General features: G+C 73.6%; 4 protein-coding genes. All 4 read right to left on the bottom strand.

What is annotated here, in order from left to right:
- Window positions 1-29: 29 nt before the first annotated feature.
- From Phou_RS45820 to Phou_RS51790, 4 genes are read right to left on the bottom strand one after another with little or no spacing between them, the layout of a single operon-like run.
- Complete coding sequence (locus Phou_RS45820) at window positions 30-5,591, bottom strand: type I polyketide synthase (RefSeq protein WP_173070378.1); 5,562 nt, start codon at window positions 5,589-5,591, stop codon at window positions 30-32.
- Window positions 5,588-6,052, bottom strand: a complete 465-nt coding sequence (locus Phou_RS45815; protein WP_173070376.1) for a KR domain-containing protein — start codon at window positions 6,050-6,052, stop codon at window positions 5,588-5,590. Before Phou_RS45815 ends, Phou_RS45820 begins: the two co-directional genes overlap by 4 nt.
- A complete protein-coding gene (locus Phou_RS51795; RefSeq protein WP_173070374.1) occupies window positions 6,034-14,556 on the bottom strand; it encodes a type I polyketide synthase in 8,523 nt (2,840 codons plus the stop codon). Before Phou_RS51795 ends, Phou_RS45815 begins: the two co-directional genes overlap by 19 nt.
- A complete protein-coding gene (locus Phou_RS51790) occupies window positions 14,553-20,168 on the bottom strand; it encodes an SDR family NAD(P)-dependent oxidoreductase (protein WP_443094380.1) in 5,616 nt (1,871 codons plus the stop codon). The genes Phou_RS51795 and Phou_RS51790 overlap by 4 nt, the downstream gene beginning before the upstream one ends.
- Window positions 20,169-20,170: the final 2 nt, after the last annotated feature.

The raw sequence follows: 20,170 nt of genomic DNA, 5'->3' as shown, positions 1-20,170 counted from the left end.
TGTACCTTCCTCCAGGGCTCGACCGCGGGTCAGCGGTCCTTCGAGCGGCCAAGTTCGTTGTCGATGAAGGCGAAGACCTCGTCGGCGCTCGCCGCGTTGATTCGCTCGGCCACGCTGTCCTCGACGGTGGGGCCGCCCCACTGCGCCAGCAGCTGCCGCAGCCGGGCGGTCACACCGGCCCGTGTGACGTCGTCGGGCTCGCTGGCCGCGGCCACCGCTTCGAAGCGGTCGAGCTCGGCGAGGAGCGACGGCCCAGCGGGCGCGTCTCCACCGGCGATCTCCGTGGCGAGGTGCTTGGCGACGGCGGTCGGGGTGGGGTAGTCGAAGGTGAGGGTGGCGGGCAGGGTGAGTCCGCTGGCGGCGGAGAGCCGGTTGCGCAGCTCGACAGCGGTCAGCGAGTCGAAGCCCAGCTGCCGGAACTCGCGGTCCGCGGCCACGCCGTCGGGTGAGCCGAAGCCGAGGACGGTGGCGACCTCGACCCGGACCAGCTCGGTGAGCGCCTTCTGCCGCTCGTCTTCGCCGAGCCCGGCCAGCTTGCGGGCGAGCGCGTCGCCGCCGGTACCGGAGGACGCGGTGCGCCGGCCCATGCGGACGAGTGCGCGCATGAGCGGTGGCACCTGCTCGGGCCGGGCCGGTCCTGACCCGCCGGTCAACCGGATCGCCACGACCGAAGCGGCACCGGCCTGGACGGCCGCGTCGAACAACGCCAGACCCTGCTCAGTGGTCAACGGCGGCATGCCGGAGCGTGCCATCCGCTCCATGTCGGCCTGGCTGAGCCCGGCGGTCATGCCGGAGTCCTGCGCCCACGGCCCCCACGCGATCGACACCGCCGGGAGCCCGAGCGAGCGCCGATGCGCGGCCAGGCCGTCCAGGTAGGCGTTCGCCGCCGCGTAGTTGCCCTGCCCCGGGCTGCCCATGACGCCGGAGACGCTGGCATACAACACGAAGCCGGCCAGGTCTGAGCCACGGGTCAGCTCGTGCAGATGCCACGCCGCATCCGCCTTCGGCCGCAGCACAGTGGACAACCGGCCCGGATCCAGCGACGACACCACGCCGTCGTCGAGGACACCAGCGGTGTGCACCACGGCGGTGAGGTCGTGACCGGCGATGGCGGCGGTGAGGGCGTCGCGGTTGGCCACGTCGGCGGCTTTGATCGTGACGTGGGCGCCTAGGGCGGTCAGCTCCTCGCGCAGGTCGGCCGCGCCCGGTGCGTCCGGACCGCGGCGGCTGACCAGCAACAGCCGCCGCATCCCCCGCGCCACAAGATGCCGCGCCAACGCCGCACCAAGACCACCGGTCCCACCGGTGATGAGCACCGTGCGGTCCGGATCCCAATCCCGCGCGGCCGGCTCGGCATCCAGCAACGCCAGCCGCGCGACAAGGACCACACCGTCCCGGACGACCGCCTGCGTCTCCCCCGCCGCGAACAACGCCGACACCACCGACGACTCGGGCTCCACAGCCGCATCCACCAGCAGGAACCGACCCGGATGCTCAGCCTGCGCCGACCGCACCAGACCCCACACCGCCGCGGCCGCTGGGCTTTCGCCCGAGACCGCGCCCTGGGTGACGAAGACGAGGTGCTCGCTGCCGTCGAGTGCCTCCTGGATGACCCGCAAGGCCTCCGCCGTGACCGCGTGCACGTCCGCACCCGCGACCGGCACCACGGTCACCTCGACCTCGGCCGCCGGGGCCAGCTCGGCCGGCACCCACTCCACGTGGAAGAGCGGGTGGTGCGCGGCGCGTTCCGACAGTGCGGGCGCCCGCAGCGTGACGGCTTCCGCCGAGAGCACGGGGATGCCCTCGGCATCGACCGCGGTCAGCGACATGGTGTCGGTACCGGCAGGTGCCAGCCGGACGCGCAGGGTGGCCGCCTCGGACGCGTGCAGCGACAGGCCGCGCCAATCCGCCGGCAGCAGGCCACTGGCGGTGACGGTGTGCATCGCCGCGTCGAGGAGTGCCGGGTGGATGCCGTACCCGCGGCGGTCGCCGGCCTCGTCCGGCAGGGCGACCTCGGCGAACACCTCGCTGCCGGCCCGCCACGCGCCGCGCAGGCCTTGGAACGCGGGCCCGTACTCGCCGTCGTCGTAGAAGCCGTCGAGGTCGATTGCCTCCGCGCCGGCGGGCGGCCACGTAGCACTGTCGAATGTGGACATCTGTGCGGCGGCGGTGAGCGCACCCGTGACGTGGCTCGTCCAGTCGCGGTCCGGTGCCTGGAGCGGCCGCGAGTGGATGCTCAGCTCGCGCCGTCCGCCGTCGCCGGGCGGCCCGACGCGCACCTGGATGGTCACCGCGTCCCGTTCGTCCAGGGCCAGCGGCTCGGTGAGCGTCAGCTCCTCGATCCGGTCGCAGCCCACCTCGTCACCGGCGCGGATGGCAAGCTCGGCGAGCGCGGCCGACGGTACGAGCGCCACGCCTCCGGGCCGGTGATCGGCGAGCCACGAGTGGGTGGCGAGTGACAGCCGCCCGGTGAAGACGACGTCTTCGCCGCCCGCGAGCTCGACGGCGGCGCCGAGCAGCGGGTGGCCGAGCGAAGCCTGGCCGAGTCCGGACGCGTCGGTGATCCCCATGCCGAGCCCGGACGGCCAGTAGCGTTCGTGTTGGAAGGGGTAGGTGGGTAGGTCGGCTTTGTCGGTGTCGGTGAGTGTGGGTGTCCAGTCGATGGTGGTGCCGGTGGTGTGTAGTCGGGCCAGGGCGGTCAGGAAGGCTGTTTGTTCGTCGCGGTCTTTGCGCAGGGTGGGGATGGCGGTGCCGGTCATCGCGGCTAGGACGCCGTCGGGTCCGATCTCCAGCAGGGTGGCGTCGTGGAGGGTGGCGACGTTGTCGGCGAAGCGGACGGTGTCTCTGACGTGGCGGACCCAGTAGTCGGGGTTGGTGACGTCGCCGGCGGCGGCGATCGGGATCCGCGGCTGGTTGAACGTCAGTCCCGCGATGGCCGTCTGGAAGGTGTCGAGCATGGGGTCCATGAGTGGGGAGTGGAAGGCGTGCGAGACCCGCAGCCTGGTAGTCCGTGTGAACTGGGCCGCGACCGCCTCGACCTCGTCCTCGTGGCCGGCGATGACGATGGCGGTGGGGCCGTTGACCGCGGCGATCGACACGCCCGGGGTCAACAGCGGTAGGACCTCGTCTTCGGCGGCTCGCAGCGCGACCATCGCCCCACCCGCTGGAAGGGCCTGCATCAGGTCCGCCCGCGCCGTGACGAGGTGGCAGGCGTCGGCCAGTGACAGCACACCGGCGATGTGGGCGGCGGTGACCTCACCGATGGAGTGGCCGGCCACCTGGTCGGGGGTGACGCCGAACGACTCGACAAGCCGGTAGAGGGCGACCTCGACCGCGAACAGTGCCGGCTGGGTGTTACCGGTCTGGTTCAACGCCTCCGGGTCATCACCCCACATGACCTCCCGCAACCCCGGATCCAGATGCGCCAACACCTCATCCAACGCGGTCGCGAACACCGGGTAGCGGGCATACAGGTCGCGGCCCATGCCCAGCCGCTGCGAGCCTTGACCGGAGAAGAGCACCGCCAGCCGCCCCGGCCTGGCCACGCCGCGGGCCACCTCGGTGACACCATCACCGGTGGCCAGCAGCACCGCCCGATGCTCGAACACCGACCGGTCTACCAACGCCCGACCCACCGCGGCCCGCGGCCCGTCGAGAGTGTGCAGGCGTTCGACCTGAACATCGAGGGCGACCTCGGACTTGGCCGAGACCGGCCACGGCACCACCACCGGATCCGGCACCACAACACTCGCGGCCGGGGCCGGCTGCTCCAAGATCACATGAGCGTTCGTGCCGCTGATCCCGAACGACGACACACCCGCCCGACGCGGACGATCGACTTCCGGCCATACTGCCTGCTCAGTCAGCAACTCGACCGCACCCGCAGACCAGTCCACATGAGACGACGGCGCGCCCACGTGCAACGTCTTCGGCAGGATGCCGTGCCGCATCGACTGGACCATCTTGATGACCCCGGCGACGCCGGCTGCGGCCTGGGTGTGGCCAAGGTTCGACTTCACCGCGCCGAGCAGCAGCGGCCGCTGCCGGTCACGGCCGTAGGTGGCGAGCAGCGCCTGCGCCTCGATCGGGTCGCCGAGCGTGGTGCCGGTACCGTGCGCGTCGACCGCGTCCACATCGGCCGGTGACAGGCCACCACTGGCCAGGGCCTGGCGGATGACCCGCTGCTGGGACGGGCCGTTCGGAGCCGTCAGGCCGTTGGAGGCACCATCCTGGTTCACCGCACTGCCCCGCACGACGGCGAGGATCGGATGGCCGTTGCGCTCGGCGTCCGAGAGCCGCTCCAGCACCAGCATGCCCACGCCCTCGGACCAGGCCGTGCCGTCGGCGTCGTCGGAGAACGCCTTGCAGCGTCCGTCCGGTGCGAGGCCGCCCTGCCGGGTGAAGCCGGCGAAGCTCGCGGAGGTCGTCATCACGGTGGCTCCGCCGGCGAGCGCGAGCGAGCATTCGCCGCCGCGCAGCGCCTGGGCGGCGAGGTGGAGCGCCACGAGCGAGGAGGAGCAGGCGGTGTCGACGGTCATGGCCGGGCCTTCGAGACCGAACGTGTACGACAGCCGGCCAGAGATGACGCTCGCGGCCAAGCCGGTGCCCGCGTGGCCCTCCATGTCCTCGTTGGACGCCAGCACGAGGTGGACGTAGTCCTGGCCGTTGGTGCCGACGAAGACGCCGGTGCGGCTGCCGCGCAGGGCGAGCGGGTCGATGCCGGTGCGTTCGAGCGCTTCCCACGTCGTCTCCAGCAGCAGCCGCTGCTGCGGGTCCATCGCGACGGCCTCGCGCGGGGAGATGCCGAAGAACGCGGGGTCGAAGTCGGCGGCGTCGTGGAGGAATCCACCCTGGAGAGTGGCGCTGCGGCCGGGCCCGTCGCCGGCGAGCGCGTCGAGGTCCCAGCCCCGGTCGGTCGGGAAGTCGCCGATCGCGTCGCGCCCGTCGGCGAGCAGTCGCCACAAGTCTTCCGGTGTGCTGATCCCGCCGGGGAAGCGGCAGGCCATGCCGACGATGGCGACCGGCTCGTCGGTAACCGCGGCCGGCAGGACCTCCGCCTCGACGGCGGCACCGCCGAGCAGCTCGTCGGCGAGGTGCTTGGCGACGGCGGTCGGGGTGGGGTAGTCGAAGGTGAGGGTGGCGGGCAGGGTGAGTCCGCTGGCGGCGGAGAGCCGGTTGCGCAGCTCGACAGCGGTCAGCGAGTCAAAACCCAGCTGCCGGAACTCCCGGTCAGCGGCCACCTCGTCCGCCGATCCGAAGCCGAGCACGGTCGCCGCCTCGGCCCGGACGAGGTCGGTGAGGCTCCGGTGCCGCTCCGCCTCGGTGAGCCCGGCGAGCTGCTGTGCCAGCGCGCCGCCACCACTACCCGACGCGGCGGTGCGCCGGCCTGCCCGGACGAGTGCGCGCATGAGCGGTGGCACCTGCTCGGGCCGGGCCGGTCCTGACCCGCCCGTCAACCGGATCGCCACCACCGAAGCGGCACCGGCCTGGACCGCCGCGTCGAAGAGCGCCAAACCCTGCTCGGTCGTCAACGGCGGCATCCCCGAGCGTGCCATCCGCTCCATATCGGCCCGGCTGAGCCCGGCGGTCATACCGGAGTCCTGCGCCCACGGCCCCACGCGACCGACACCGCCGGCAACCCCAGCGAGCGCCGATGGGCAGCAAGGCTGTCCAGGTAGGCGTTCGCCGCCGCGTAGTTCGCCTGCCCCGGGCTGCCCATGACACCCGAGACGCTGGCATACAACACGAAGCCGGCCAGATCTGAGCCACGGGTCAGCTCGTGCAGATGCCACGCCGCATCCGCCTTCGGCCGCAACACAATGGACAACCGGCCCGGATCCAGCGACGAGACCACACCGTCGTCAAGCACACCCGCCGTGTGCACGACCGCGGTGAGGTCGTGACCGTCCAGCACGGCGGCCAACGCGCCGCGGTCGCTCACGTCGGCCGCCGCCACCGTCACGTCGGCGCCGAGCGCGGTCAGCTCGTCGCGCAGGTCGGCCGCGCCCGGGGCGTCCGGACCACGCCGGCTGATCAGCAGCAGCCGGCGCATCCCCGCGCCACAAGATGCCGCGCCAACGCCGCACCAAGACCACCCGTCCCACCGGTGATAAGCACCGTCCGGTCCGGATCCCACTCCCGCGCGGCCGGCCCGGCATCCAGCAACGCCAGCCGCGCGACCAACACCACACCGTCCCGGACAACCGCCTGCGTCTCCCCCGCCGCGAACAACGCCGACACCACCGACGACTCAGGCTCCACAGCCGCATCCACCAGCAGGAACCGACCCGGATGCTCAGCCTGCGCCGACCGCACCAGACCCCACACCGCCGCACCGGCCAAATCATCGCCAGACACCGCACCGCGCGTCACGAAAGCCAGCCGGGCCGTCCCTGCCAACGCCTCCTGGATGACCCGCAAGGCCTCCGCCGTGACCGCGTGCACGTCCGCACCCGCGACCGGCACCACGGTCACCTCGACCTCGGCCGCCGGGGCCAGCTCGGCCGGCACCCACTCCACGTGGAAGAGCGGGTCCCGCCCGGTGTGTGTCGCGGTCGCGGGAGCGCGGAGCGTGAGCGACTCGACCGAGAGCACGGGCGCACCTTCGGCGTCGACCGCCACCAGCGACACCGCATCGTTGCCGGCGGGAGTGAGCCGCACCCGCAGGGAGGTCGCCTCGGCGGCGTGCAGCGAGACGCCGCGCCACTCGCCGGCCACCAGGTCGCCGTCGTAAGCCTCCACGACCGCGTCGACGAGGGCGGGGTGAATGCCGAAGCCGCGTACGTCGGGGAAGGAGACCTCGACCGGCTCGCCCTGCGCGGCGTCGAAGTCGAGCACCCGCTCCCCTGTGGACAGCTCACCCGAGGCGTGCCGCGTCCACGGAAGCTCCACCCCGCCGGCCGGGCGGGAGAAGATGCCCACCGCGCGCCGCCCACCGCCGTCCGGCGGGTCCACCCGCACCTGGATGACGAGCGCCTCACGCTCGGCGAGCGCCAGCGGCTCGTCGACGGTCAGCCGCTCGACCCGGGCGCAGCCGACCTCGTCGCCGGCGCGGATCGCGAGCTCCAGCAGGGCGCCGCCGCGGTGTTCGACTAGCCAGGGGTGGGTGGTGAGCGACAGCCGGCCGGTGAGCACGACCTGGTCCGAGCCGGCCACGGCGACGGCGGCGCCCAGCAGCGCGTGCCCGGCCGGCGCCAGCCCGAGCCCGGACGCGTCGCCGGTGAGCGACACCCCCGAGGGCCAGTAGCGCTGGCGCTGGAACGGGTACGTGGGCAGGGCCACCCGGCGCGCACCGGCGCCCTCGAAGAGCGGCGCCCAGTCGACCGGCGCACCGGTTACGTAGAGGCGGCCGAGTGCGGTGAGGAACGTGTCCTCTTCCGGCCGGTCCTTGCGCAGGCACGGGATGCCGTCCCCGGCGAGGGCGGCGAGCACGCCGTCCGGTCCGATCTCCAGGAACGCGGCGCCGTCGAGTGAAACGACCGCGTCGCCGAACCGCACGGTGTCGCGTACGTGCCTGACCCAGTACTCAGGGTCGGTCACGTCCCCGCCCGTGGCGATCGGGATGCGCGGCTCGTGGAAGGTGATGCCGGCGAGCGCGTCCCGGAACGGGGAGAGCATCGGGTCCATCAGCGGCGAGTGGAAGGCGTGCGACACCCGCAGGCGGGTGGCTGTCTCGAAGCGGGCGGCGATCGACAGCACCGCGCCTTCGTCGCCGGCGACCACGACGCTGGACGGCCCGTTGACGGCGGCGATGGACACGCCATCTGCCAGCAGCGGCACGACGTCGGACTCGGACGCGCGCAGCGCGACCATGGCCCCGCCGGGCGGCAGGGCCTGCATCAGCGAGGCTCGCGCCGACACCATCGCGCAGGCGTCCGGAAGCGAGAGCACGCCCGCGACGTGTGCCGCGGCTACCTCGCCGATCGAGTGGCCGGCGAGGTGGTCGGCGCGGATGCCGAAGGACGACACCAGCCGGTACAGCGCCACCTCGACCGCGAACAGCGCGGGCTGGGCCCAACCGGTCCGGTCGAGGAGGGCAGGGTCCGAGCCCCACATCACGTCCCGTACGTCGGGATCGAGGTGGGCGAGCACCTCGTCCAGCGCGTCGGCGAAGACCGGGAAGCGTTCGTACAGTCCGCGGCCCATGCCGAGCCGCTGGGAGCCCTGGCCGGAGAAGAGCATCGCGAGCGGGCGTTCACCCGCGACGCCGCGCGCCACTTCGCTCACGCCGCCCGCGGAGGCGAGGAGCACGGCCCGGTGCTCGAACGCGGTCCGTCCGGCCAGCGACGCCGCCACGTCCACGGCCGGCTCGCCGAGGTCGCGCAGGCGCGCCAGCTGCGTGTCCAGCGCCGCCTCCGACCGGGCCGAGACGGGCCACGGCACCGGCGTGGGCCGGGCGCCCGCGGGAGCGGGTGGCGGCGGTGCGGGCGCTTCGAGGATCACGTGCGCGTTCGTGCCGCTGATGCCGAACGACGACACGCCCGCCCGCCTGGGCCGGTCGAGGTCGGGCCACGCGCTCGGTGCGGTGGCGAGCGCGAGTGCGCCGGTGTTCCAGTCCACGTGGGACGACGGGGTCGAGACGTGCAGGGTCTGTGGCACGAGGCCGTACCGCATCGCCTGGACCATCTTGATGACCCCGGCGACGCCGGCGGCGGCCTGGGTGTGGCCGAGGTTGGACTTGACCGAGCCGACGAGCAGCGGATGTGCCCGTTCCCCGCCGTACGCGGCGAGCAGCGCCTCGGCTTCGATGGGGTCGCCGAGCGTGGTGCCGGTGCCGTGCGCGTCGACCGCGTCCACATCGGTGGGTGAGAGGCCGGCGCTGGCCAGCGCCTGGCGGATGACCCGCTGCTGCGACGGGCCGTTCGGGGCCGTCAGGCCGTTGGAGGCACCGTCCTGGTTGACCGCGCTTCCCCGCACCACGGCGAGGATCGGGTGGCCGTTGCGCTCGGCGTCTGAGAGCCGCTCCAGCACGAGCATGCCCACGCCCTCGGACCAGCCGGTGCCGTCCGCGTCGTCGGAGAACGCCTTGCACAGGCCATCCGGCGCCAGCCCACCCTGTCGCGTGAAGCCGGCGAAGCTCATCGGCGTGGCCATGACCGTCGCACCGCCGGCCACGGCGAGCGAGCACTCGCCCGTGCGGAGGGCCCGCGCCGCCCAGTGCAGCGCGACGAGCGAGGAGGAGCAGGCGGTGTCCACGGTGACCGCCGGCCCTTCGAGGCCGAACGTGTACGAGAGGCGGCCGGAGATGACACTCGCCGCGAGTCCCGTGCCGGCGTGCCCTTCGGTGTCCTCGTGCGACGCGAGCACGAGGTGCGCGTAGTCCTGACCGTTGGTGCCGACGAACACGCCGGTCTGGCTGCCGCGCAGCGCGGCCGGGTCGAGGGACGCGCTCTCGAACGCCTCCCAGGTGGTCTCCAGCAGCAGCCGCTGCTGCGGGTCCATGGCGAGCGCCTCGCGGGGCGAGATGCCGAAGAACGCGGGGTCGAAGTCGGGCGCGCCGTCGAGGAAGCCGCCGCGCTGTGTGGCGCTGTGCCCGGGCCCGTCGCCGGCGAGCGCGTCGAGGTCCCAGCCGCGGTCGGTGGGGAAGTCGCCGATGACGTCGCGCCCGTCGGCCAGTACCCGCCAAAGGTCTTCGGGGTTGGCGATCCCGCCCGGGAAGCGGCAGGCCATGCCGACGATGGCGACCGGCTCGTCGGTCACCGCGACGGCGGTGACCGGCCCTTCCGCGAGCCGCCCGTCGCCGAGCAGCGCGGAGAGCAGGTATTCGGCGAGCGCGCGGGGGGTCGGGTAGTCGAAGACGAGCCCGGCCGGCAGGGCCAGCGCGGTCACGGCGGTGAGCTGGTTGCGCAGCTCGACGGCGGTGAGCGAGTCGATGCCGAGGTCGCGGAACGCCTTGTCCGGGCTGACCGCCTCCTTGCCGGTGTGGCCAAGGACGCCGGCCGCGTACCCGCGCACGAGGTCCAGCAGGGCATCCACCCGCGCGGCGGCGTCGAGCCCGCGCAGCCGGCCAGCCAGCTCGGACGCCGCCGTCTCGGTCTCGCTCCGCGCCGCCTCGACCTCGTCGATGGCGCGCCTCGCCGCCGGCAGGTCGGACAGCAGCGGGCTGGGGCGGAGGCTGAGCAGCGCGGCGAGCATCTCCGGCTGCTGAAGGTCGGCGACGGCGACCGTGGGCTCGGGGTCGGTGACGACGTGCCGCAGCGCAGATACGGCCAGCGCCGGGTCGAGCGCGGCCCCACCGCCGCGCCGCCGCGCGTCCTCCACGCGGGCGTGGCCGGCCATGCCCTCGCCGGCCCAGGCGCCCCAGGCGATCGACGTGGCGGCGAGGCCGAGCGCGCGGCGGCGTTGGGCGATGGCGTCGAGCGCGGCGTTCGCGGCGGCGTAGTTGGCCTGACCCGGGTTGCCGACAGCACCGGCCGTGGAGGAGAAGAGCGCGAAGACGGCGAGGTCGAGGTCGCGGGTCAGCTCGTCGAGGACGATTGCGGAGTCCACCTTGGACCGGAAGACGCTCGCGAACCGGTCGGCGGTCAGCCCGTCCAGCATGCCGTCATCCAGGACGCCGGCCGCGTGTACGACGGCGCTGAGCGGCTGATCAGCCGGGATGGCGGCGAGCACGGCGGCGACCGCGTCCCGGTCGGCCGCGTCGCAAGCATCGACGGTGACGGTGGCGCCGAGTGCGGTGAGCTCGTCGACGAGCGCGGCCACGCCGGGCGCGTCCGGGCCACGCCGGCTCAGCAGCACCAGCCGGGCGGCGCCCCGCTGGGCGAGGTCGCGGGCAACGTGCGCGCCGAGCGCGCCGGTGCCGCCGGTGATGAGCACGGTCCCGGTGGGCGTCCAGCCGTCGCGTTCACCGGGTGGTGCCGGCACGTACCGCCGGCCGAACGCACCGGTCGCCCGGATCGCCACCTGGTCCTCGCCGGCGCCGGCGAGGACCGCCGCAAACCGCTGCGCGGCCCGCTGGTCGAGCCGCGCCGGAAGGTCGATGAGGCCTCCCCACCGGTCCGGCCGCTCCAGGGCCGCCACCCGGCCGAGTCCCCAGAGCGCGGCGGCCAGCGGCTCGGCGGGTGCGTCACCGCGCCCGATCGACACGGCGCCGCGCGTCACGGTCCACACTGGAGCGCCGATGCCGGCCGCATCGAGGGCGCGGAGCAGATCTGCCGTCGCGGTGAGCCCCAGCAGCGAGACGACACCGGCGAAGTCGCCTCCACCGGGTAGGTCATCACCCTCCCCCACCCGGACGGCTCCGGGTCCGATCGCCTCCACCACGGCCGGCACCCACGGGTCGTCGCCCGGTGCGACGACGAGCCAGCTGCCGGTCAGCGTGGAGCCGGAGAGGCCGGTGAGCGGCTTCCACCACTCCCGGTAGCACCAGGAGTCCACCGTGGACTCGGCGCGGCGGCGGGCCCGCCAGGCGGAGAGGGCGGGTACCAGCGCCGCGAGGGTCTCACCGTCGAGGCCGAGCGCTCCGCTCAGCGACGTGACGTCCTGCCGCTCGACGGCGAGCCAGAAGGCGGCGTCGACGGGATCCTGCCCGGCCGGGTACGCCATGCCGGCAGAGTCGGGCCAGAAGCGCTGGTGCTGGAAGGGGTATGTCGGCAGGTCCACGCGCCGAGCGCCGCTGGCGGCGAAGGCCGGGGCCCAGTCGACGCTCACGCCGGTCACGTGGAGCCGGGCGAGGGCGGTCAGAAACGCCGCCTCCTCGGACCGGTCCTTGCGCAGCACCGGCACACCACCGGTCAGCGCCGACAGCGTCCCATCCGGCCCGATCTCCACCACGGTCGCCCCACCCAACGCCGTAACCGCGTCGGCGAAACGGACCGTGTCCCGCACATGCCTGACCCAGTACTCAGGATCAGTCACATCACCGCCTGCCACCACCGGGATGGCCGGCTGCGCGAACGTCAAGCCCGACACCACGGCCCGGAAGTCGTCGAGCATCGGCTCCATCAACGGTGAGTGGAACGCGTGCGACACCCGCAACCGCGTCGCCTTCTCAAACCGCGAAGCCACCGCCAACACCGCAGCCTCATCACCCGCGACCACCACGCTGGAAGGCCCGTTCACGGCAGCGATCGACACGCCCTCGGTCAGCAGCGGCAGCACGTCAGACTCGGCGGCCCGCAACGCCACCATCGCCCCACCAGCCGGCAACGCCTGCATCAACGACGCACGCGCCGACACCAGACGGCAGCCGTCCTCCAACGACAACACACCCGCGACATGCGCCGCCGCCACCTCACCGATCGAATGACCCGCAACGTGATCCGGACGCAGACCAAACGACGACATCAGCCGGAACAGCGCCACCTCAACCGCGAACAACGCCGGCTGCGCCCACCCCGTCCGCTCCAACAGCTCACCGTCGACACCCCACATGGCATCCCGCACACCCGGATCCAGCTGCGACAGCACCTCGTCCAACGCCTCCGCGAAGACCGGGAAACGCGCGTACAGCTCACGACCCATACCCAGCCGCTGCGAACCCTGACCGGAGAAGAGCATCGCCAGCTCGCCCGGGCGGGCGGCGCCGCGAGCGACCTCGGTGACACCACCGGCCGAGGCGAGCAGGACCGCCCGGTGCTCGAACAACGCCCGGCCGGCGAGGGACAGCCCCACGTCCGCGCGGGGCAGGTCGAGGTCGCCGAGCCGGCCGATCTGCGCGTCGAGGGCGGCTTCGGACTTGGCGGATACCGGCCACGGTACGAGCGCGGGCTGGTCGGCGAGGGCAGGAGCGGGCGCCGGGGTGGGTGCCTCCAGGATCACGTGGGCGTTCGTGCCGCTGAGACCGAACGACGAGACGCCCGCCCGGCGAGGGCGCTGCGTCGAGGGCCACTCGGTGGCCGACACCGCGAGCGCGACCGAGCCAGCCGTCCAGTCCACGTGGGACGAGGGTGCGGAGACGTGGAGGGTCTGCGGCAGCACGCCGTGCCGCATGGCCAGGATCATCTTGATCATGCCGGCGACGCCGGCCGCTGCCTGTGTGTGGCCGATGTTCGACTTGATCGAGCCGAGCAGCAGCGGCCGCTCCCGCTCCTGCCCGTACGTGGCGAGCAGCGCCTGCGCCTCGATCGGATCGCCCAGCGCGGTACCGGTGCCGTGTGCCTCGACAGCGTCCACTTCGGAGGCCGCGAGGCCAGCGTTGGCGAGCGCCTGCCGGATGACCCGCTGCTGGGAGGGGCCGTTCGGCGCGGAGAGCCCGTTGGAGGCGCCGTCCTGGTTGACGGCGGAGCCGCGCAGCACGGCCAGGATCTCGTGGCCCTGCCGGACGGCGTCAGACCGCCGTTCGAGCACGAGCACGCCGACGCCCTCGGACCAGCCGGTGCCGTCGGCGTCGTCGCTGAACGCCTTGCAGCGCCCGGTCGGCGTGAGCCCGCCCTGGCGGCCGAAGCCGGCGAAGTTCATCGACGTGGACATGACCGTCACACCGCCGGCGAGCGCCATCGTGCACTCGCCGCCGCGCAGCGCCTGTGCGGCCAGGTGCACCGCGACGAGCGACGACGAGCAGGCGGTGTCGACGGTGAGGGCCGGCCCTTCGAAGCCGAAGGTGTACGAGACGCGACCGGAGATGACCGCGCCGGCCAGGCCGGTACTGGCGTGCCCCTCCATGTCCTCGGCTGACTGGAGCATCAGGTTGGAGTAGTCCTGGCCGCTGGCGCCGATGAACACGCCAGTGCGGCTGCCGCGCAGGCGGGTGGCGTCGATCCCGCCGCGTTCCATCGCCTCCCACGCCGCCTCCAGCAGCACCCGCTGCTGCGGGTCCATCGCCAGCGCCTCACGCGGCGAGATGCCGAAGAAGCCGGGGTCGAAGTCGGTCGCGTCGTAGAGGAAGCCACCCTCGCGTACAGCGCCAGCGAGCATGTCGAGGTCCCAGCCGCGGTCGGTCGGAAACGCGGAGATGGCGTCGCCGCCGGCGATGAGCAGCTGCCAGAGGTCGTCCGGCCCGCGGACACCGCCGGGATAGCGGCAGCTCATACCGACCACGACGATCGGGTCGTCGGTGAGCGCGGCGGCGTCCGGGGTGGCGGTGACGACGTCGCCGGCACCGACGAGCTGCTCCAGCAGGTGCGCGGCGAGCAGCGCCGGGGTCGGGTAGTCGAAGACGAGCGTCGCGCTGAGCCGCAGGCCGGTGGCGGCGGCGAGGCGGTTGCGCAGCTCGACCGCGGTGAGCGAGTCGACGCCGAGCTGCCGAAACTCCCGCTCCGCCTCGACACCGTCGGCCGACGCGTGGCCGAGCACCGTGGCGGCCTCGGCGCGGACGAGGTCGGTGACGAGCCGTACCCTCTCGGTCTCTTTAATGCCCGCGAGCCGGCGGCCGAGCGCGGCGCCCGCCTGGCTCGCGCCCGCCGCGGCCCGCCTCCCGCTGCGAAACAGGCCGCGCAGGATCGGTGGAACCGTGGCCGGTGCGGCACCGCGTCCACTCTGGAGGCCAACCGGCACGACGACCGCCTCGTCCACGCCGGTCGCGGCGTCGAAGAGCGCGAGGCCCTGCGGCACGGTCAGCGGCGGCATGCCGGAGCGGGCCATCCGCTCCATGTCGGCGTCGGTGAGGTTGCTCGTCATGCCGGTGTCCTGGGCCCAGGCGCTCCAGGCGAGCGAGTGTGCGGGAAGGCCCTGGCCGCGCCGGTGGAGGCGAGCGCGTCGAGGAAGGCGTTGCCGGCCGCGTAGTTGGCCTGGCCCGGGCTGCCCATCACGCCGGACACCGAGCTGTAGAGCAGGAAGCCGGACACGTCGAGGTCGCGGGTCAGCTCGTGCAGGTGCCAGGCGGCGTCCACTTTGGGCCTGAGCACTGTGGAGAGCCGGTCGGGTGTGAGGGAGCCGATCACGCCGTCGTCGAGGACGCCCGCGGTGTGTACGACGGCGGTGAGTGGATGGGCGGCCGGCACGGCCGAGAGCACGGCGGCGAGGCTGTCCCGGTCGGCGACGTCGCAGGCGGCCACGGTCACGGTGGCGCCGAGCCCTTCCAGCTCCTCGCGGAGTGTGGCCGCGCCGGGCGCCTCGACGCCACGCCGCGAGGCGAGCACGAGGTGGCGCAGTCCCTGGCTCACCACGTGCCGGGCCAGCTCCGCGCCGAGACCGCCGGTACCGCCGGTGATGAGCACCGTGCCGTTGGGGTCCATGACGCGTGGCATGGTGAGCACTATCTTGCCGACGTGCCTGGCGAGGCTCATGAAGCGGAACGCCTCGCGGGACCGCCGCACGTCCCAGCTCGCGATCGGCAGCGGCCGCAGGGCTTCACCACGGAAGAGCTCGACGAGCTCCAGCAGCATCGACTGGATGCGGTCGGGGTCGACCCAGCCCAGGTCGAAGGCGTGGTAGGCGATTCCCGGCAGGCCCGCGGGGTCGCGGATGTCGGTCTTGCCCATCTCCAGGAAGCGGCCGCCCTCGCCGAGCAGGGCCAGCGACGCGTCCACGAACTCGCCGGCGAGCGCGTTCAAGACGACGTCCACTGTGGAGAACTGGGACGCGAAGTCGAGCGTGCGCGAGGAGGCGATGTGCGCGTCGTCCAAGCCGAACGAGCGCAGCACGTCCCACTTGCCCTCGCTCGCCGTCGCGAACACCTCCGCGCCCAGGTGCTTGGCGAGCTGGATCGCCGCCATGCCGACCCCACCGGCACCCGCGTGGACGAGCACCTTCTCCCCGGGTCGCAGGGTGGCGAGGTCGTGCAGCGCGAAGTAGGCGGTCAGGAAGACAAGCGGTACCGACGCGGCGGTCTCGTCCGTCCACGCCTGCGGGGTCTTCGTGAGGAACCGTTCGTCGGTGACGCCAAGCGGGCCGAACCCGCCGAACAGCATCCCCATCACCCGGTCACCCGGCCGCAGCCCGGACACCTCAGGACCCACCTCGGCCACCACACCAGCGGCCTCAGAACCGAACAGCCCCGCCTCACCCGGATACATGCCCAACGCATTGAGCACATCCCGGAAGTTGAGACCCGCCGCCGCGATGGCGACGCGCACGTCCCGGCCGGCGAGCGGGCGGGATGCCTCCGGGCACGGCGTCAGCGCCAGCCCGTCGAGGCTGCCCTTGCGCGTGCTGTCCAGCCGCCACGGCACTCCGACGGGCGGCACGAGACCGGGACCGGACGAGAGCCGGGCGAGTCGGCCGACGCGGGCCACGCCGCCACGGACCACCGCCTGCGTCTCGCCCGCCGCGGCGAGCAGCGCGAGCTCATCGAGTACCGGTGCGGTCGGATCGGTGTCGTCCAGGTCGACGAGGAAGAACCGGCCGGGATTCTCGCTCTGCGCCGACCGCACGAGGCCCCAGACGGCCGCCGCGGGGAGGTCGCGCACCGGCTGCCCATCCACGGGTACGGCGCCACGGGTCACGAGCATCAGGCACGACTCGGCGAACCGCTCCTCGGCGAGCCACTCCTGGACGGTGGCGAGCGCGGCCGTGACCGCCTCGTGCACGACCTCTGGCCCGGTCACCTCGCCGCCGATGACCGGGAAAACGGCGATGTCCGGCGCCTCCGCCAGGTCGGCGAGGGCCGGCACGGTGGTGTCGAGGTACGGGATCGGCGCCGCGGCGACCGCCGCCCAGCGGGCTCCTTCGGCGGATCCCTCGACCGGCTCGGCGACCCAGTCGAGCGACAGGAGCGAGTCGCCTTCCCGCCCGTTCGCGACCGGTCCGGCGGCGGCCGGGCGCAGTGCGAGCGCCTCGACGGCGATCACCGGTGCACCCTCGACGTCCACAGCCGTCACCGAGACGGTGTCGCCGCTGACCCGGGTGAGCCGGACCCGCAGCGCCGTCGCGCCCGAGGCGTACAGGGACACGCCGCTCCAGGCGAACGGGAGCCGGCCCTCGTGCGCGGCGTCGGCGTCCAGGTGCATGCCGGTGTGCAGGGCGGAGTCGAGCAGTCCAGGGTGGATGCCGAACGCGGCGGCGTCCCGCACGCCGTCCGGCAGGGTCACCTCCGCGTACACCTCGCCGTCGCGCCGCCACGCCGCGCGCACGCACCGGAACGACGGGCCGTACACGAGCCCGCTCTCGGCGAACCGCTCGTAGAAGCCGTCCAGGTCGACCGGCTCGGTTCCAGCGGGCGGCCACGCCGAGGTGTCCAGGGTGGACGCGCGTACCGCACCGGTTGCCGCGAAGCCGTGCGCGTGCTGTGTCCACGCCTCGTCCGGGCCGTCCGCGGGCCGGGAGAAGACGCCGACCGGGCGGCGGCCTGTGTCGTCGGCCGCGCCGACCCACACCTGCACCGCCACCGCACCCCGCTCGTCGAGCGCCAGCGGCATCGCCTGGGTCAGCTCGTCCACCCGGTCGCACCCGGCCTGGTCGGCGGCGCGCATCGCGAGCTCGAGCACGCCCGCGCCGGGCACGACGACGGTGCCGTGCACCACGTGGTCGGCCAGCCATGGGTGGGTGGCGAGCGAGAGCAGGCCCGTCATCACCAGCTCGCCGGAGCCAGCGACGGTCATCGCGGCGCCCAGCATCGGATGCTCCGCCGCGGCCAGCCCCAGCCCGGTGGCGTCGCCGGCGCGGACGGAGACCGCGGGCCAGAAGCGCTCGTGCTGGAAGGCGTAGGTGGGCAGGGCGACCCGGCGCGCCCCGCTGCCGTCGAAGAGGGGGGCGAAATCCACCGTGGCGCCGGCCACGAAGAGCCCGGCGAGCGCCGCGACGGTCGCGACCTCCTCACCGCGGTCCTTGCGGAGCATCGGCACGGTGGCGACGGGGCGTGCCACCTCGGCAAGGCAGTCCTGTGCCATCGCGGTCAGCACGCCGTCCGGCCCGAGTTCCAGGAGGGCGCCGACGCCCTCGGCGGCCATGCTCCGCACCCCGTCGGCAAAGCGGACCGCCTCGCGCACGTGCCTGACCCAGTACTCAGGGTCGGTCACGTCGCCGGCCGCTACGACCGGGATCTCGGGCGGGCTGAAGGTGAGGTCGCGGACGGCCGCCCGGAACGCGTCCAGCATCGGGTCCATCAGCGGCGAGTGGAACGCGTGCGACACCCGCAGCCGCGTGCTCTTGGCGAAGCGGGCCGCGACCGGCGCCACGGCCTCCTCCGCGCCGGCGATGACGACGGCGGCCGGGCCGTTGACCGCGGCGATCGAGACGCCCTCGGTCAGCAGCGGCGTCACCTCAGCCTCGGACGCGCGGAGCGCGACCATCGCGCCGCCCGGCGGGAGCGCCTGCATGAGCGACGCGCGCGCCGAGACGAGCGCGGCGGCGTCCGCGAGCGACAGCACGCCGGCCACGTGGGCCGCCACCACCTCGCCGATCGAGTGTCCACCCACCACATCCGGCCGTACGCCGAACGACTCGGCCAGCCGGTAGAGGGCGACCTCGACGGCGAAGAGTGCCGGCTGCGCGTATCCGGTGCGGGCGAGCAGGTCGGCGTCGTCGCCCCACATCACCGCGCGGACCTCGGGGTCGAGGTGGGACAGTGCCTCGTCCAGCGCGGTGGCGAAGGCGGGGAACCTGTCGTAGAGCTGCCGGCCCATGCCCAGCCGCTGCGAGCCCTGCCCGGCGAAGAGCACGCCAAGCTTCGTGCGTCCCGTGGCGGCGCCGGTGACCACCCCCGGTGCGGTGCCGCTGGCCACCCAGGCGGTGAGGGCGTCGCGCAGCGCGCCACGGTCCGGCACGACGGCGGCGAGCCGGTGCGTGAGCCGCGCACGCGTCGTCACCAGCGAGTGCGCGAGGTCCACCCCGGCCGCCTCGGGCTCGCGGTCCAGGTGCGCCAGCAGCGCGGCCGCCTGGTCACGCAGCGCGTCCGCGGTGTGGCCGGACAGCACGTAGGGCAGCGGGCCGGTCCCCGCCCACACGGACTCGCCGTCGGCGGCAGCCGGCGCGCGCTCGATGATGACGTGGGCGTTGGTGCCGCTGACACCGAAGGACGAGACGCCCGCCCGCCACGGCCGGTCGACCTCCGGCCAGGCTGACTCGGCGGTCAGCAGTCGCACCGCGCCGGCCGACCAGTCCACATGCGACGACGGCCGGTCGACGTGCAGCGTCTTCGGTACCACGCCGTGCCGCATCGCCTGGACCATCTTGATGATGCCGGCGACGCCAGCGGCGGCCTGGGTGTGGCCGATGTTCGACTTGACGGAGCCGAGCAGCAGCGGCCGCTCCCGGTCGCGCCCGTACGTGGCGAGGATGCTGCGCGCCTCGATCGGGTCGCCGAGCGGCGTGCCGGTACCGTGCGCCTCCACGACGTCCACGTCGGACGGTGCGAGGCCGGCGGAGGCCAGCGCATCGCGGATGACCCGCTGCTGCGCACGCCCGCTCGGCGCGGTGAAGCCGTTGGAGGCGCCGTCCTGGTTGACGGCCGAGCCGCGTACGACGGCGAGCACGTCGTGTCCGTTGCGCTGGGCGTCGGAGAGCCGTTCGAGCAGCAGAAGGCCGACCCCTTCGGACCAGCCGGTGCCGTCGGCGGCGTCGGCGAACGCCTTGCACCGCCCGTCGCGCGCCAGCCCGCCCTGCCGGCTGAACTCCAGCAGCGGCCCCGGCGTCGCCATGATGTTCACGCCGCCGGCGAGGGCGAGCGTGCACTCGCCGGTGCGCAGCGCGTGTACCGCCAGGTGCAGCGCGACAAGCGACGAGGAGCAGGCGGTGTCGACGGTGAGCGCCGGCCCTTCCAGGCCGAGCGTGTACGACAGCCGCCCGGACGTCGCGCTCGCCGCGATCCCGGTGCCGACGTCGCCGGTGGCGTCGTCGAGCGACCGCATCATCAGGTAGGCGTAATCCTGCCCGTTCGTGCCGACGTAGACTCCGGTGCGGCTGCCGCGCAGCCCGGTCGGATCGATGCCCGCGCGCTCCAGCGCCTCCCACGCCGTCTCCAGCAGCAGCCGCTGCTGCGGGTCCATCGTGAGCGCCTCGCGCGGCGAGATGCCGAAGAAGCCCGGGTCGAAGTCGGCGACGCAGCTGAGAAAACCGCCCTGCTGGCTGACGGCCATACCGCGCTCGTCGACCTCGCCGGTGCCGAGCACGTCGACGTCCCAGCCCCGGTCGGTCGGAAAGCCGGACATCGCGTCGCGGCCGCCGGCCACGAGCTCCCAGAGGTCCTCCGGCGAGTACACCTCACCCGGGAAGCGGCACGCCATCCCGACGATGGCGATCGGCTCGGTGGCCGCCGCGACGAGCTGGCGGTTTTGCCGGCGGAGCCGCTCGGTCTCCTTGACGGCAGCCCGCAGCGCCTCGACAACCTTCTCGCTGGAGGTGTTCATGCTCAGCT

The sequence above is a fragment of the Phytohabitans houttuyneae genome (assembly GCF_011764425.1).
GTDB lineage: Bacteria > Actinomycetota > Actinomycetes > Mycobacteriales > Micromonosporaceae > Phytohabitans > Phytohabitans houttuyneae.
Note: the sequence above shows the minus strand (reverse complement) of the source record. Positions and strands in the feature narration are given on the sequence as shown.

Coding starts and splice junctions, on each gene's coding strand:
- Phou_RS45820 (WP_173070378.1), bottom strand. CDS start 5,591: ATGACCGCCGGGCTCAGCCGGGCCGATATGGAGCGGATGGCACGCTCG.
- Phou_RS45815 (WP_173070376.1), bottom strand. CDS start 6,052: ATGCGCCGGCTGCTGCTGATCAGCCGGCGTGGTCCGGACGCCCCGGGC.
- Phou_RS51795 (WP_173070374.1), bottom strand. CDS start 14,556: ATGACGAGCAACCTCACCGACGCCGACATGGAGCGGATGGCCCGCTCC.